At 62.2% G+C, this 14,596-nt stretch carries 13 protein-coding genes; 9 read left to right on the forward strand and 4 right to left on the reverse strand.

All coding sequences use genetic code 11. From position 1 onward, the window contains the following. Nucleotides 1-87 precede the first annotated feature (87 nt). The 4 genes from AUR_RS14875 to AUR_RS14890 all read left to right on the forward strand — a co-directional run bounded on the left by AUR_RS14875 (nucleotide 88) and on the right by AUR_RS14890 (nucleotide 6,248). The gene (locus AUR_RS14875; RefSeq protein ID WP_241650934.1) at nucleotides 88-1,995 is read left to right on the forward strand and encodes an ABC transporter ATP-binding protein/permease; all 1,908 of its coding nucleotides are present in this window, start codon (nucleotides 88-90) and stop codon (nucleotides 1,993-1,995) included. 213 nt (nucleotides 1,996-2,208) lie between these two features. Further along, nucleotides 2,209-3,297 carry a lipid II:glycine glycyltransferase FemX gene (locus tag AUR_RS14880; RefSeq protein WP_082694508.1) on the forward strand — a complete coding sequence of 363 codons (1,089 nt, stop codon included), beginning with the start codon at nucleotides 2,209-2,211 and terminating at the stop codon, nucleotides 3,295-3,297. A 124-nt stretch (nucleotides 3,298-3,421) separates the two neighbouring features. Then, nucleotides 3,422-4,741 (forward strand): peptidoglycan bridge formation glycyltransferase FemA/FemB family protein, encoded by a 1,320-nt coding sequence (locus AUR_RS14885; protein ID WP_021473680.1) that lies wholly within the window; start codon nucleotides 3,422-3,424, stop codon nucleotides 4,739-4,741. Nucleotides 4,742-4,760: 19 nt separating this feature from the next. Continuing rightward, nucleotides 4,761-6,248 carry a threonine/serine exporter family protein gene (locus AUR_RS14890; protein WP_062095392.1) on the forward strand — a complete coding sequence of 496 codons (1,488 nt, stop codon included), beginning with the start codon at nucleotides 4,761-4,763 and terminating at the stop codon, nucleotides 6,246-6,248. 27 nt (nucleotides 6,249-6,275) lie between these two features. Here the strand turns inward: AUR_RS14890 and AUR_RS14895 are convergent, their stop codons facing one another. Continuing rightward, nucleotides 6,276-7,118, reverse strand: coding sequence for a siderophore-interacting protein (locus AUR_RS14895; protein ID WP_021473678.1), 843 nt, complete (start codon nucleotides 7,116-7,118; stop codon nucleotides 6,276-6,278). A gap of 364 nt (nucleotides 7,119-7,482) precedes the next feature. Beyond that, entirely contained in the window at nucleotides 7,483-8,250 is a 768-nt protein-coding gene (locus AUR_RS14900) for a uracil-DNA glycosylase (protein ID WP_021473677.1), read from the reverse strand. Nucleotides 8,251-8,358: 108 nt separating this feature from the next. Here AUR_RS14900 and AUR_RS14905 point away from each other — a divergent pair, with 108 nt between their 5' ends. The 3 genes from AUR_RS14905 to AUR_RS14915 all read left to right on the forward strand — a co-directional run bounded on the left by AUR_RS14905 (nucleotide 8,359) and on the right by AUR_RS14915 (nucleotide 9,746). Next, the gene (locus AUR_RS14905; protein ID WP_021473676.1) at nucleotides 8,359-8,694 is read left to right on the forward strand and encodes a DUF3263 domain-containing protein; all 336 of its coding nucleotides are present in this window, start codon (nucleotides 8,359-8,361) and stop codon (nucleotides 8,692-8,694) included. Nucleotides 8,695-8,743: 49 nt separating this feature from the next. Next, nucleotides 8,744-9,364, forward strand: a complete 621-nt coding sequence (locus tag AUR_RS14910; protein ID WP_062095394.1) for a LytR C-terminal domain-containing protein — start codon at nucleotides 8,744-8,746, stop codon at nucleotides 9,362-9,364. 178 nt (nucleotides 9,365-9,542) lie between these two features. After that, nucleotides 9,543-9,746 carry a cold-shock protein gene (locus AUR_RS14915; protein WP_031216907.1) on the forward strand — a complete coding sequence of 68 codons (204 nt, stop codon included), beginning with the start codon at nucleotides 9,543-9,545 and terminating at the stop codon, nucleotides 9,744-9,746. Here AUR_RS14915 and AUR_RS14920 read toward each other — a convergent pair. Further along, complete coding sequence (locus AUR_RS14920; RefSeq protein WP_062095396.1) at nucleotides 9,743-10,720, reverse strand: IS481 family transposase; 978 nt, start codon at nucleotides 10,718-10,720, stop codon at nucleotides 9,743-9,745. The two genes, AUR_RS14915 and AUR_RS14920, sit on opposite strands and share 4 nt — an antisense overlap. 408 nt (nucleotides 10,721-11,128) lie before the next feature. Between AUR_RS14920 and groL the strand changes: the two genes are divergently transcribed. Together groL and AUR_RS14930 are read left to right on the forward strand one after the other, a co-directional pair. Next, nucleotides 11,129-12,754, forward strand: a complete 1,626-nt coding sequence (groL, locus tag AUR_RS14925; protein ID WP_021473673.1) for a chaperonin GroEL — start codon at nucleotides 11,129-11,131, stop codon at nucleotides 12,752-12,754. A 230-nt stretch (nucleotides 12,755-12,984) separates the two neighbouring features. Beyond that, nucleotides 12,985-14,025, forward strand: a complete 1,041-nt coding sequence (locus AUR_RS14930; RefSeq protein WP_021473672.1) for a ribonuclease HI family protein — start codon at nucleotides 12,985-12,987, stop codon at nucleotides 14,023-14,025. A 205-nt stretch (nucleotides 14,026-14,230) separates the two neighbouring features. On the opposite strand, the gene AUR_RS14935 is transcribed toward AUR_RS14930, so the two are convergent. Continuing rightward, the gene (locus AUR_RS14935) at nucleotides 14,231-14,521 is read right to left on the reverse strand and encodes a WXG100 family type VII secretion target (protein WP_021473671.1); all 291 of its coding nucleotides are present in this window, start codon (nucleotides 14,519-14,521) and stop codon (nucleotides 14,231-14,233) included. Nucleotides 14,522-14,596 lie beyond the last annotated feature (75 nt).

A 14,596-nucleotide genomic window follows, 5' to 3' on the forward strand; every position in this document is an offset into this window, starting at 1 on the left:
GACCTTCCTGCAAGTGACGCGAGACCACTCTTGACGATGAAGGGGGTCGGTCGAACTTACTATGTGGGAGACTCCGCGACCCAAGCTTTGCTCGGCGTAGATCTGCAGATATGCGAAGGCGACTTCCTTGCAATTATCGGGCCGTCCGGATCAGGAAAGTCCACGCTGTTGAATGTCCTTGCCCTCTTGGACCGGCCGACGGATGGCACTTATCACGTCAACGGTCACGATGTGGCCGGGTTGGGTGAGCGGCAACGAGATGCGTTGAGGTCGGAGATGTTCGGCTTCGTCTTTCAAGCATCGCATGTGATGACTGAAGAGTCGTCGGCCAGGAACGTTGCCCTTGGACTTCGTATTCAACGCCGTGCTCGCAGAGAACGAGAATTGCGTATCCGCCCTGCCCTCGAGCGGGTGGGACTTCTTCACCGTCAGGATGCGCTCGGTAGAAATTTGTCCGGAGGTGAACGTCAGCGTTTGGCACTGGCGCGCGCCCTCGCGACTAACCCAAAAGTTCTGTTTGCCGACGAACCGACAGGCAACTTGGACGTCGCCAACACGGAACGAGTCATCGAGGAACTCAGGAGCCTCAATGCAAAGGGGATGACTATCGTCGTCATCACGCACGATCCCGCTGTTGCGGCCGCAGCTCGATCGCAAGTGAAAATCGTGGACGGCGCTTTGGAAGGATCAGTCGTTCATGCTCATGAAGCACCGGCGTCAAGCTCGACGGACACCGGAGCTGCTAAGGCGTGCGCAGTTGAAACGACGGCTTCGCCGGCTTCTGGACGGAAACCGGCACGTTGGCAGGGGGTGGTCGACGACGTATATGACGCGTTGACAGCGCTGACGTCACGGACAGGACGGACAATGCTTCTCATCCTCGCCTTCATGCTGGGATCAGGCGGGCTTGTTTTGTCTGTGGGACTAAGCCAAACTGCATCCTCCCAAGTTTCGGAGCGTCTGGCCCAGGCAGCGCTTGATGAACTGCAAGTGTCAATGAGCGCGTCAGGAGCACAAGCCTATGACGCCAGTGGGATCGGGTTTACGGAGCAGAGGAAAAGGATAGAGGGACTGGATGGGGTTGTAGACGTTGGTTTGCGCTACGACCTGGCTTCGAAAGATCTAAAGCCGTCCCGTTTTCAGCCCGGCCTGGCACTGCAAGAGCCAACGTTCGCAGGTTCCCTGCTAGCTGTGGACTCGCATTATCTTGCGCTGAATGATGCCGTTGTTGAGCCCAGTTCTGCGCTGTCGCTCCTGGATGGGGCATTTGGGAAACCCGTAGCGCTTCTAGGACGCGAAGCCGCCACGCGCTGGGGTGTTTCAGCTGCAGGGCCAGATGAAAAGATTTGGGTCGACGGGCAGCCCGTGCCAGTAGTTGGCGTCATTGAAAGCCCCGGACGGAACCAGTTGCTCTCCGACAGCATCGTCCTGGGCATAGGGGACTTCGACCACCCTGTCTTGTCCAAATCAGTGTTCATTGTGCGTACTGTCCCCGGGTTCCCCGCTCCGCTGCGCGATGCGGTGCCGCTTGCTTTGAACGCGGCTCATCCCGAGTACTTCACGGTGAGTACTGTTGCAGATCTCCGGTCATTGAGAAGAGGTATAACCACTGATTTGAGTGCGTTCATCGGCCTTCTTTCCTGGGTCCTGCTCGCGTTAGCCTGTCTTAGTTCTGCGACTTCCATGTACCTGACGGTCCAGACGCGCAGGCCGGAAATTGCGCTTCGCCGGGCGATCGGGGCCGGCCGCGCGAGTATTGGCCGGATGTTTGTACTTGAGGGCCTGCTGGTTGGAACCGGCGGCGGATTGGCCGGAGGCGCGGCAGGGATGATGGCACTTCTGGCGTTTTGCCTGCAGCAAGGGTGGACCCCGGTCCTGGCGTTGGAAGCGGTCACGGTGGGGGTCATAGCCGGAGCAGTAACCGGGGTTCTTGCATCTGTATATCCTGCAATATCGGCTTCGCGGGCGGACCCCGCACAGGCTATTCGGGGCTGATCGCGGAACGGTCCGTCTTTCCCTAAGAGTTGGGTCGGCCGTGACCGCTTATGCGGAATCCGGTCTCCAACGGTCATCACGTCTGGGTGCCGGTGCGTCGTTTGGTTCCGGTCTGGAATCGCCAATCAAGCTGTCCCCGATAGACTTGGTCCTGCATGTCCGCATGCGCACCACGCTTTGAACCCTGCTTGAACACTGCACCGAACCCTGAGATTGGACACGGCCACCTTGCGAGAATTTACCGCCCGCTTTGCCACCGCCGAGGAAACCGATAACTGGGACAAGCACGTCACGGCCAACCCGAACGGCGGCAACATGCTGCAGTCGGACGCTTATGCCGCGGTTAAGGACGGTAACGGCTGGCTGGTCCGGCGGCTCGTCATCGAGACTGCTGAGTACTCCAGCTACAACCTGCTGCTGGAGAAAAATTTCCCTGTCTTGGGACGCCTTTGGTACCTGATCAAGGGCCCCGACGCAGAGTCCGTCGAAGACATCAAACCGATGCTGGACGCCGTCGCAACCCTGGCCAGGGAACGGAAGCTGAACGTCTTCACCGTCAAGATAGAGCCCGACGTCGTGGAGTCACCTGAGGTGGCTGCGCAACTAAAGGCGGCTGGGCTGGTTAAGGCTCCCAACATCCAGTCCAACGACTCCACCGCGATTCTGGATATCAGGAAGCCCTCCAACGAGGTCCTCCGCAGCATCTCTTCCCGTGCCCGCAATGCTGTAAGAAGGGCAGAGCGCGAGGGGTGCGAAGTCATCCAGGAAGAGGCCGGCGAAGAGAGCTACAAGAAGCTGTACGCTCTCATGCAGAACACCGTGAACGCCAAGGGTGCCATGCCGTTGCGCAGCTACGATTACTACGCCAAATTCTGGAACGAGTTCAGCAGCCGCGGGCAGGGGCACTTCTTCTTCGTCTACGAGGACGGCCAGCCTAGCGTAGGTGCCTTCGTGATCAACTACGGATCCAAAGCTACGTATAAGGACGGCGGCTCCACCCAGAACCGCAAGCGATACGGGGATTCGCACCTGACACAATGGGCGGCCATCCAGCGCATGCAGGAACTCGGATGCGTCGAATACGACTTCTGCGGCACTCCGTCCGCAGCTCGAATCAAAGACAAAACCCACCCGCTGTACGGCATGGGCTTGTTCAAGACGAGCTTCACCAAGACCGTCACGGACTTTGTCGGCTGTTATGACCTCGTCCTGAGTCCTCTCCGGTACAAGCTCTGGCTCAAGGGCGGAGAGAAGGTCCTCCGCCGGCTCGAGATCATGCGCACGGGTGGTCAGTTCTACTGACCGGCGCCTGACGCACCGAAAACTCGAAGCGTCAGCCAACAGACCAGGCCCGCCCCGGCCACCAACGGTGCATATCCAACTAGATGAGGTAATTTCTTTGACTCCGATTGAAGCTGGAAACTCCATGGAATTCGTTCTTCTCAGCGACGCTGAATTTGAGACCTTCGCCAAGGGGCACCCCCAGGGAAGTTTTATTCAATCCATGGACCTCACCCGCTTCCAGCGTGCCCGCGGGCAGGAAGTCGAACTGTTCGGCGTCACCCAGGGCGGGAGCCTCATCGCCGCCGGAAAGCTCGTCTACACGTCCAACCGCATCGGTTACAAAGTGGCGGACTGCGCCAAGGGACCACTGATGGACTACAGCGACGCCGCTGCGGTGAGGTTCGTCGTCGAGCAGTTGAAGAAGCATGCCGCCTCGAAGAAGGCGGCGGAACTGCGTATCTCGCCCAACGTCAAATACATCGCCCGGGACGAAGACGGCGCGGAGCACCCCGAGGTCGAAGACAACCGGCCGCTGCTGAAGGAACTCGAGGGCTTCGGGTTCAAACACCAGGGCTTCGACATGAACTTCGCCAACATCAACTGGATGTTCATCAAGACCCTGGACGGCATCGCGGACGCCGAAGAGCTCATCATGGGAATGAATTACCGGACCCGCAAGGCCATCCGGAAGGCCGAAAAAAACGGTGTGTACCTGGAGCAGGCCACGCTGGAAACATTGGACGACTTCTACAACGCGCTGAAGACCGCCGGCGACGAGAAGGGCTTCACCTACCGCGAACGCGAGTACTACGAGCAACTGCTGCGCAACACCTCCGATGAGTTCACCAAGCTCATGATGGCCAAGATCAACATCCCGGAATACCGCGCCTCCATCACTGAGCGACTCGAGGCGGAATCCAAGAACCTCGCGGACCTGAAACGCGAAGTGGAGGAGACCGGCAGCAAGAAAAAGGCCAATAAGGTCAAGGTTGTCCAAGACCTGGTGGACAGCTACGAGCGCAGCCTCAAGGACATCGAGCGCTTCCCGGATTCCGTGGGAGTTGCCACCGTGGCGGCCATCCATTTCGCTTGCTCGGGGGACGAACTCACCTGCGTCATTGGTGGCACCGTGCAGGATTACATCTACTTCAACGGTGCCACGTCCCTGTACTGGGGCATGATGCTTCACGCCCTGAACAACGGCTACTCGCGGTACAACTTCTATGGCACATTCGGCATCCAGGGGCAGGATGAATCGGGCCATGGTGGGTACGAGTTCAAGAAGGGCTTTGGCGGAGAGGTGGTCCAGCTCATCGGCGACTTCGTTGCTCCCGTCAGTCCGGTCAAGTACACCGCCTACCGGGTGGCCAGGAAGCTTGCAGGAGCCGCCCAGACCGTTTTGGGAAACTTGCGGGAACCGGCAAAACTGCCGGTGATCGGAAAGTTCCTCAGGAAGAACTAAGCCAAAGGAGGAATGCTGCATGACTGAACGCCCCGAGGGCAATGGCGGCAGGCCTCATACGGACGGCTTGCCGAAAACCCAGCCGCTGCGGCCCTCGCAGGTCCGGCAGAATGCGTATGCCAAGCGGATGCTGATGCGCCTGGTGCAAGGTGACAGCCCGCCAACGGCGCCCATGAACATCGTGGACCGCCTGGCCGGGAGCCCTTACGCCAACCCCACCATCCAGGTGGTGGGCGTCGACGCCTCGGCGCGCAAGACCATCGACTTCGCACTGCACCTGGCCGAGGCAATGTTCCGTTACGGGGCCGGTGCGCTTGAGGTCGAAACGAGCATGATCGCGGTGACCGCGGCGTTGGGGCTGAAGAACGTCGAGGTGGACATCACCAACCAGTCGGTGGCCATCAACTACGCGCCGAAGGACCAAACGCCCATCACCCTGTTGCGTGTGGTGAGGTCGTGGACCAATAACTATGCGGGTCTGGCCCAGGTGCACCAGTTGGTTTCGGATATTGTCGCCGGGGGAGTGGGACGGGACGAGGCCGTTCGACGGCTCAACGAGATCACGCGCAGCGCCAAGCCCTTCCCCCGCTGGATGGTCACTGTGGCGTTCGGTGTGTTTGCCGCCGTGTTCGTCGGGGTGCTTGGCGGTGGTCCCGGAGCTTCAGCCCTGGCTTTTGCCTCCAACATGTTGATCAGCCTCCTGGCGCGCCAGCTGATTCGCTGGCGGACTCCGGACTTCTTCGTCACCATGGCCAGTTCTTTTGTGGTCACCTTTGTTGCTTTGATGCTGCGTTGGGCGGGTGCGGACGTAGCTCCGTCCATTGTGGTGGCCGGAGGCATCCTCCTGCTGCTCCCCACGGGCAGGCTTGTTTCGTCGGTACAGGATGCGATTAACGGCTTTCCGGTCACGGCAGCAGGCCGCTTCCTGTCCACCCTGCTGACTTTCGGCGCGATCGTGGCGGGCATCGGCGTCGCTGTGGTGGTTGGAACCCTGATGGGCAGCCAGGTCCTGGACGTCACCAATACTTTCCCGCCGGCCTACCCGTTGTGGGGACAGGCGATCCTCATTGCGATCGCCGTGGTGGCCATCGGTGTCACCGAACAGACACAGATGCGGCTGTTACTTCCGACGGCGGCAGTCGGGCTGGCGGGCTTCTTCGTTTTGTGGGGGGTTGGCGAACTCGGTCTTGGCGACCGTTTGTCGCCCGCCATTTCGGCGGTGATCATTGGCTTGCTGGGCCGCGTTGTGGCCCTGAAGCTTGGCGCCCCGCAGCTGGTGGTCGCGGTTCCGGCAGCGTTGATCCTTCTGCCGGGCCTCACGATCTTCCGGTCAATGTATGCCTTGACAGTCGAAGGCGGCGACATCCTGGCGGGTGCCGGTGGCATGCTCAATGCGGCGGCGATTGTCCTTGGCGTCGCAGCCGGCATTGTGCTTGGCGACAACCTGGCCCGACCCTTGACGAAGGGCCTGTCCAGCAACGAGCGGCGCAGGGTGCGGCGCCGGTAAGTCGCGCTGGTCCTGCCGGCAAGTCGGCTAGATCTTGCCGACAGGCAGTTTCTTCTCGGCCTGGAACACTTCCTCTACCCGACCCTGGGCCCAATAGCCGGACAGGGAGACCTGGGAGCGTTCCAGGCCGCGCTGCACGAAGAAGATCTCGCGGAGGCCCTTCATGTAGCCCCGCTCACCGTGAGCGAAGACGTCCACTCGTCCGGGAAGCCATTCCATGGTCCGGAGGGATTCGAGCAGCAGTTCGCTGGATCCGGCAAGTACCCCGTTCCGCTGCAGCCAGTGCAGTTCGACGCCGGCGGGGGCGGTGATTTGAAGGACGTCGTCGGCGCTGTCTACTTCCAGGAACGCCACGCCCCGCGCCTCCGGTGTCAGCGCCTCAATGGACGCGGCGATCGCCGGAATCGCGGCGTCATCCCCGGCAAAGAGGTACCAGTCGGCGTCGGGTGCCGGATTGTAGGCACCCCCGGGCCCTGTGAAGGTCAGCGCGTCACCGGGTTCAGCCGCCGCTGCCCAAGGGCCGGCGAGGCCTTCATCGCCGTGGACCACAAAGTCGATGGCAAGTTCCTGCGCTTCAAGGTTGACCCAGCGGATGGTGTAGGTCCGGGTATGGGGCCACTGCTCGCGGGGCATGGATTCCCGGATGGCCCACAGGTCCAGCGGCAGCTCGTAGTCGACGCCCGGCTGCGGAAAAACGATCTTGACGTACCTGTCCACGTACTCGTTGTGCGCGTAGTCCTTGAATCCCGGGCCGCCCGCGATGATCCGGATCATGTGCGGTGACAACTGCTCCTTGCGCAGCACCGTCAGGTTGACTTGGGGGCGCGTCTTGCGGTCGGCGGACGAAGTGGCGGGAAGGGCGGCATTCATAAGGCAAGCCTAAGCTGATCCACTGTGCATTTGCTGGGGATGAGCGGAACGTTACATACCACCCGGCGTCGCTCTTTCACGTCCTGACGCGTTTTGTGCGTCGCTCTCTCACATCCCGACGCGTTTTTTGTGTTGCTCTTTCACGTCCTGACGCGTTTTGTGCGTCGCTCTTTCACGTCCCCCGCCGGATAGTTCGACGACGGCGATCGGCCGGGTGCCGCCGTCGGTCCCTGCCGTGTGTACTTTTCCTGCCGCTGCAGGCCTCCGCCCGCCCCCGAGCCCATTCCCGACCGGGTGGGATGTGCCAGAGGGATCCCCAGCAGGGGGTGGGATGTGCCAGAGGAAGCTGCGAAAAGGCGTGGGGTTACAGGACGGGGAGTTCCCAGTCGACGGGTTCGGCGCCCTGTTCACGCAGCAGCTCGTTCGTCCGGCTGAAGGGCTTGGACCCAAAAAATCCGCGGGACGCCGACAACGGACTTGGATGTGCGGACACAATAGACGGTGCCCCGTTCAGCAGTGGCCCCACGGACTCCGCGTCCTTCCCCCAAAGAACGGCCACGAGCGGCTTAGGCTGCCCGTCGGCGTCGGTGCGGTTCACCACGGCCTTGACGGCCGCCGTCGTGATGGTTTCCCATCCCTTGCCGCGGTGCGAGCCTGCGTTCCCGGCATTCACGCTGAGGACGCGGTTCAACAGCAGCACTCCCTGGCCCGCCCAGGCACTGAGGTCGCCGTGGACGCGTGGCGGCAGCCCAAGGTCGTCGTGGAGTTCGCGGTAGATATTGGCCAGGCTCCGGGGGATGGGCCGCGTCTCCCGGGAGACGGAGAAGGAAAGCCCGACGGCGTGTCCCGGCGTGGGGTACGGGTCCTGTCCCAGTATCAGGACCTTGACGTCGGCCAGCGGCTGACGAAAAGCCCTCAGCACATTGCCGGCGGCGGGAAGAACCTGCGCTCCCAGCCCGGCCTGCGCAGCGACGAAGCCCAGTGCCGCGCGAAGCTGCGGCTCAACCGGGCTCAGGGCCTGCGCCCAGTCCGGCGCCATCAAGTCCTCCAGCGGCGTGTCCAACAGTTCATCAAAGCCCTGACCCGAGGGGCTTGCAGGTTCCAAGTCAAAGAGCGCTTCCTCACCAGTCACCCGGCAATTGTCTCCCGTGACGCGCGGCACTTCCGAATGACAGTGGTGTTATTCGCCCGTAACATGGGGAGGAGGAAATCCCCTTACCCGCGTCTTGAGGAGTGTGCCGTGGCCGAACCCGCGCCGGAATCGATGGCGGAGCAGGGCACCGGTTTCGCCCTTGCAGACCTGGCCGCAGGTGTTCGGGAAGATTCTCCGTTGAGTGAGCGCGAGCAGCAGATACTGGCCCTGGAGCGGCAGTGGTGGAAGTACGCCGGGGCCAAGGAACAGGCCATCCGCGAACTGTTTGATCTCTCCGCTACGCACTATTACCAGATCCTGAATGCGCTGATCGATACCGAGGACGCCTTGGCCCACGATCCCATGCTGGTCAAGAGACTGCGTAGACTACGTACGTCGCGCCAGCGTGCGCGCACAGCGCGTCGCTTGGGGTCCGACGCATAATTCGCACGGCTGAACTGTCAGCAGCAACCAGCAAGGACAACGCTTCACCATGACCAAATATGCCAAGGATGAATTCGACCGGGTTCCGCAAAACACGTCCCGTCAGGGTGTGCACAGGGACGCCACGGAAACGCCGCGGCCTACTCTGTGGCCGGTCCTCACTGTGGGCGCCGTGGCCTTGGTCCTTGGCCTGGTGGCGTTCCTGATCCTTCCGCGGCTGGGCATCGTGGCGCCCTCGGCATCTTCCAGCACCTCGACGCCGGCCGCACAGCAGAGCGAGGCGGCACCTTCGGCAACACCCACGACGTCGGAGAGCGCGCCTATCGCTTCGGGCGAACCCACTCCGGACACGACTGCCTCGGAGTCGCCGTCTGCAACGCCATCACCGGCTCCTGTGGACAAGACCACCGCAGTGGCTGTTTACAACGGCACTGCCACCGCCGGGCTGGCCAGCCGCGTCGCCGGGTTGGTTCAGGGAGACGGCTGGGCTCTGGGCGCGGTGGGAAACTGGGGAGGACTTCCGCAGCAGACGTCCGTGGTCTTCTACAACGCTCCGGAGCAGAAGGCGAACGCCGATGCCGTAGCTTCCCTGCTGGGCATCACCACCGTTGTGGAGTCCCCGGACGTGCAGCAGCCCCTGGTCGTCGTAGTGGGACCCGGCTACCAGTAAACAGCCGAAAATACAGGGATCCGGAGTCCATCCGGCAGAACTCGGTTAAGCCTCAATAACAAAAGCAGCCCCTCACCGGCCGGGAGCAGCGAAGCGGCCGTGACAGTGGTTACAGTGGATGAATTCCGGCGCGGAGATCCCGGCTGCCGGCAACAGCTTCTGTGAAAGTGTGGGCATTATGGCTTTGGGGACCGTCAAGTGGTTCAACGCCGAAAAAGGGTACGGCTTCATCACTGTGGATGATTCCGGCGACGACGTTTTTGTCCATTGGTCGGCGATCCAGATGGACGGTTACCGCGCCTTGGAAGAGGGGCAACGCGTGGAGTTCGAACTCGGCGAAGGCCTCAAGGGGCCGCAGGCTGAAAGCGTGCGTGTAGCCTAGCTGTAATTCCCACTGAGGTTGTGAACGCGGCTGATGGGGGTTTTGCCTCCGATGCCGGTATGGGTTCGGTGATGATTGTAATGGTGGAGCCATGCCGGGTAGGTGGCGGCGCGCTCGGTTTCTGAGGTGTAGGGCCGGGCGTAGGCCCATTCGGTGGCGAGGGTGCGGTTGAAGCGTTCCACCTTGCCGTTGGTTTGGGGTCGGTAGGGGCGGGTGCGCCGGTGTTTGAGGTGCGGTCTCAGGGCTGCTGCGAAGGTCCGGGAGCGGTAGCAGGACCCGTTGTCCGTGAGCACCGCTTTGACGGTGATGCCGTGGGCGGCGAAGAATGCGGCGGCTCGCAGCCAGAAGGCGGCGGCCGTTTCCTTCTTTTCGTCGTTGAGGATTTCGGAGTACGCGAGCCGGGTGTGGTCATCGACGGCATGATGCAGGTAGGCATAACCGGTCCCGGCACGGCGGTTCCGCTGCCCCTTGGCGCGTCCGAGGGCGCGGTGTCCGCCGCCGTCGGGGATGCGCCCAAGCTTCTTGATGTCCACGTGGATCAGGTCTCCGGGGTTCTCGTGCTCGTAGCGCTGCGGTGCAGGTGTGCGAACGGGCAGACCGGTGCCCTGATCCAGGCAGGCCAGCCGGGGCATCCGGTACCGGGTCAGGACCTTGCCGACGGTGGAGCGGGCCAAGCCCAGGTGGGCCGCTATCCGGTGCGGTCCCCACCGCCGATTGAACCTCAACCCCACAATGCGGCGTTCGGTGCGTACGGGGGTGCGTTTCGGGCTCCGCCGCGGGCGGGAGGACGCGTCAGCCATGCCGTCCTCACCACGGACCCTGTAGCGGTCCACCCACTTCTTGGCCGTCGCTGGTGAGCATTGAAAACGTTCCGCGGCCCGGCGCAACGTCCAGCCCTCCTCAACGACCAAACGGGCCAGCTTCGCCCTGGCCTTAGGTGTCAGATCGGCGTTGGCATGGGTAACGTAGGACAACGAGAGCCTCCTGGCGTCGAGATGAGTGTGGTAACCCAAATCGATACCGGAGGCTTTCGCCTTTTACATCACGCCACGCTGTTCACAACCTCCATGGGAACTACACCTAGCGGCTCAGCTTTCGGCTGAATGGGCCTCGCTGTGGGTAGCAGCGAGGCCTTCCTGCTTGCACTCTCCACGGTCGAGTGCTAATTATTGATTTAGCACTCCTAAGCATCGACTGCTAATTTCGGCCCCGTCCGCGGAGCAGGGATTACCGCCGCTGCCAAGGAGGAACAAGAAACACCCTGATGGGGTGAGGTCCGGAGCGCGGGGCATACAGAGGCCGCGAGCGAAGGGCCGTCCGTCGCGGGCATCCCATCTGACAGGTACCTTCTTAACGACTGTCCCGAAAGGACTACCGCCGTTATGGCCAAGATCATTGCATTTGATGAAGAGGCACGCCGCGGCCTCGAGCGGGGCCTGAACACCCTCGCTGACGCCGTCAAGGTTACCCTCGGCCCGCGTGGACGCAACGTCGTCCTCGAAAAGAAGTGGGGCGCTCCCACGATCACCAACGATGGCGTTTCCATCGCCAAGGAGATCGAGCTGGACGATCCTTACGAGAAGATCGGTGCTGAGCTGGTCAAGGAAGTTGCCAAGAAGACGGATGACGTCGCTGGCGACGGTACCACCACCGCTACTGTCCTCGCACAGGCCCTGGTCAAGGAAGGCCTGCGCAACGTTGCTGCCGGCGCCGACCCGCTGTCCCTGAAGCGCGGCATCGAGAAGGCAGTGGACGCTGTTATCAGCGAACTGCTTGCTTCCGCCAAGGAAATCGAAACCAAGGAAGAGATCGCAGCTACGGCTTCCATCTCCGCCGGTGACCAGGAAATCGGTGCACTGATCGCCGAAGCCCTGGACAAGGTGGGCAAGGAAGGCGTCATCACGGTCGAGGAATCCAACACCTTCGGCCTGGAGCTGGAACTCACCGAGGGCATGCGCTTCGACAAGGGTTACATCTCCGCTTACTTCGTCACCGACGCTGAGCGCCAGGAAACGGTCCTCGAAGACCCGTACATCCTGATCGTCAACTCCAAGATCTCCAACGTGAAGGAACTCGTCACGGTTCTGGAGAAGGTCATGCAGTCCAACAAGCCGCTGCTGATCATCGCCGAAGACATCGAGGGCGAGGCCCTGGCCACCCTGATCGTCAACAAGATCCGTGGCACCTTCAAGTCCGTTGCCGTCAAGGCTCCGGGCTTCGGTGACCGCCGCAAGGCCCAGCTGGCCGACATCGCCATCCTCACCGGTGGCCAGGTCATCTCCGAAGAGGTAGGCCTCAAGCTGGAGAACGCTGGACTGGAACTCCTCGGCACCGCCCGCAAGGTTGTTGTCACCAAGGACGAGACCACCATCGTTGAAGGTGCTGGCGACGCCGAGCAGATCGCCGGCCGTGTTGCCCAGATCCGCGCCGAGATCGAGAACTCCGATTCCGACTACGACCGCGAGAAGCTGCAGGAACGCCTGGCCAAGCTGGCCGGCGGCGTTGCAGTCATCAAGGCCGGTGCCGCTACCGAAGTTGAGCTCAAGGAACGCAAGCACCGTATTGAGGACGCCGTCCGCAACGCGAAGGCTGCCGTTGAAGAAGGCATCGTTGCCGGTGGTGGTGTTGCCCTCATCCAGGCGGGCGCCAAGGCATTCGCCAACCTCACGCTGCAGGGTGACGAGGCAACGGGTGCCAACATCGTCAAGGTTGCCATCGACGCACCGCTGAAGCAGATCGCTTTCAACGCAGGCATGGAGCCGGGCGTTGTGGTGGACAAGGTTCGCGGCCTGCCTTCCGGCCACGGCTTGAACGCTGCCTCCGGCGTCTACGAAGACCTGCTGGCTGCCGGCGTCAACGACCCCGTAAAGGTCACCCGTTCGGCCCTCCAGAACGCAGCTTCCATCGCTGGTCTCTTCCTGACCACCGAGGCTGTTGTTGCTGACAAGCCGGAGAAGAACGCTCCGGCTCCGGGCGGCGACGAGATGGGCGGCATGGGCGGCTTCTAAGCCTCCTGTCCTGCAGCATCAGGCTTAGCAACGACGACGGCGGTCCTCACCTTCGGGTGGGGGCCGCCGTCGGCGTTTCCTGCCAGGGCTCGTTTGACGCGTGGATCGGCGAAAAGCCGCGAATGCGCCGGGTTCGTGGGGAAAATTGCGGCGAGTTGGCAGGGTTCCCGCGGTCACGATGGAGGAGTGACGCGGCTTCAGTGTCTGTGAGGTCTGGCAGGATTGATTGCATGACGATTATTGCTGCCGCCGATGGTTCTGCCCTCGGTAATCCCGGGCCGGCCGGATGGGCCTGGTATGTTGACGACTCTTGTTGGCGCGCCGGTGGATGGCCCCACGGAACCAACAACATGGGCGAACTAATGGCGGTGCTGGACCTCTTCCGTTCCACCGCCCACATTCCGCACGAAGAGCTGCGGATTCTCTGCGACAGCCAATATGTCATCAACTGCATCACCAAGTGGATGCCGGGGTGGAAACGCAAGGGTTGGCGCAAGGCCGACGGTAAGCCCGTGTTGAATGTCGATCTCCTCAAGGACATCGATCGCGCGATCGCAGGGCGCAAGTACACCTTTGAATGGGTCAAGGGCCATGCAGGCCATGAGCTCAACGAGGCCGCGGACGAACGCGCCAGGGCCGTTGCAACCGCCTATCAGCAAGGCGTGGCAGCGCCCACCGGCCCCGGTTTCTCCGGAGCCTCCGGAGCAGCTGCCGAGCCTGTCCCTGTGCACGCGGCACCAGCCGCAGCATCGGCCGCAGCTCCAGCTTCAGCCCCGGCCGCCAAGGCGCCTGCCCCCTCCAGCCCCCTGCCTGCCTCGAAGCTGGACCGGGCTCCACGGCTGCATTCGGAGCCCACTTTGTTCGGTGAATCCGGTATTTTCGGCCAAGCGGACCTGTTCAGTGAGCTGGAAGATGCCGCTGCCCCGGAGCTGACACCGGAAGAACTGGTCGTGGCACTGGAACGGGAGCTCCTCCGCCCTGATGTGCGTGCTGACATCGGGCGGATAGGCGTCCTGCTTCATCCGGACTTCGCGGAGATCGGCCAGTCAGGCAGGTTCTGGACCCGCGACGCGATGATGGTGGCACTGGAGGAAGATCCCGGCGAGCACGTGGAACTGGAACTGCTCAGCGCGGACCGTCTGAGTGAAAACACGATCCTGCTCAACTACAGGAGCCTCGCGCACTCGGGTTCGGCGCTCCGAAGCTCGGTCTGGCTGTTGGAACGCGGACAGTGGAGGCTCCGCTTCCATCAGGGGACGCCGGAGAGCTGAGCGGTACCGTTGCTGGCTGCAAACCCTGAAGATATTCCGGCGGAACCTGCGGGGGGCAACCGGAGGGGAACAGGCGACGAGAAGCAGACCGTGGAAAGTAACCTGGGGGAAGTAGCCTGCGGGACCGGCCGAAAGGGGGACATCGGCCGGCCCCGCAGGGGTCATGTCCCGGATAACGGATCCGGGCACAGTGGAAGGAGCGCTCCTAGTAGGCGAAGCGCTGGGTATTGCCCTGTTCCACCTCGGCATAGCTGGTTGCCGCCGAAGCCAAGGCCACGTTGATGGATGCGAGGGATGCCTCCACCTTGCCCTGGGTCAACGCCCACTCAAGGACGAGTGCGTGGAAGTTGCTGGCAGCCGAACCGCGCCACGTGGCTTGCAGCTCTTCAAGGCCCATCTTCATGGCCTGAACGTCGGCGCTGATCCTGTCCACGGTGGTCTTGACATTGGACGCCTTGAGTTGCAGCAGTTCGGTGTCTACGGAGATGACACTCATGGATAAAGCCTTTCGACGAGGTTGTTCCGCGGTTTGCGGTGGGTGCGTGGGCCACAAGACAAGAGCCTATGAACT

It is taken from the genome of Paenarthrobacter ureafaciens, assembly GCF_004028095.1.
Lineage (GTDB): Bacteria > Actinomycetota > Actinomycetes > Actinomycetales > Micrococcaceae > Arthrobacter > Arthrobacter ureafaciens.

Excerpts from the sequence above, each read along its gene's own strand:
- AUR_RS14890 (WP_062095392.1), top strand. The coding sequence starts at position 4,761 with ATGACTGAACGCCCCGAGGGCAATGGCGGCAGGCCTCATACGGACGGC.
- AUR_RS14935 (WP_021473671.1), bottom strand. The coding sequence starts at position 14,521 with ATGAGTGTCATCTCCGTAGACACCGAACTGCTGCAACTCAAGGCGTCC.
- AUR_RS14895 (WP_021473678.1), bottom strand. The coding sequence starts at position 7,118 with ATGAATGCCGCCCTTCCCGCCACTTCGTCCGCCGACCGCAAGACGCGC.
- AUR_RS14885 (WP_021473680.1), top strand. The coding sequence starts at position 3,422 with ATGGAATTCGTTCTTCTCAGCGACGCTGAATTTGAGACCTTCGCCAAG.
- groL (WP_021473673.1), top strand. The coding sequence starts at position 11,129 with ATGGCCAAGATCATTGCATTTGATGAAGAGGCACGCCGCGGCCTCGAG.
- AUR_RS14910 (WP_062095394.1), top strand. The coding sequence starts at position 8,744 with ATGACCAAATATGCCAAGGATGAATTCGACCGGGTTCCGCAAAACACG.
- AUR_RS14915 (WP_031216907.1), top strand. The coding sequence starts at position 9,543 with ATGGCTTTGGGGACCGTCAAGTGGTTCAACGCCGAAAAAGGGTACGGC.
- AUR_RS14930 (WP_021473672.1), top strand. The coding sequence starts at position 12,985 with ATGACGATTATTGCTGCCGCCGATGGTTCTGCCCTCGGTAATCCCGGG.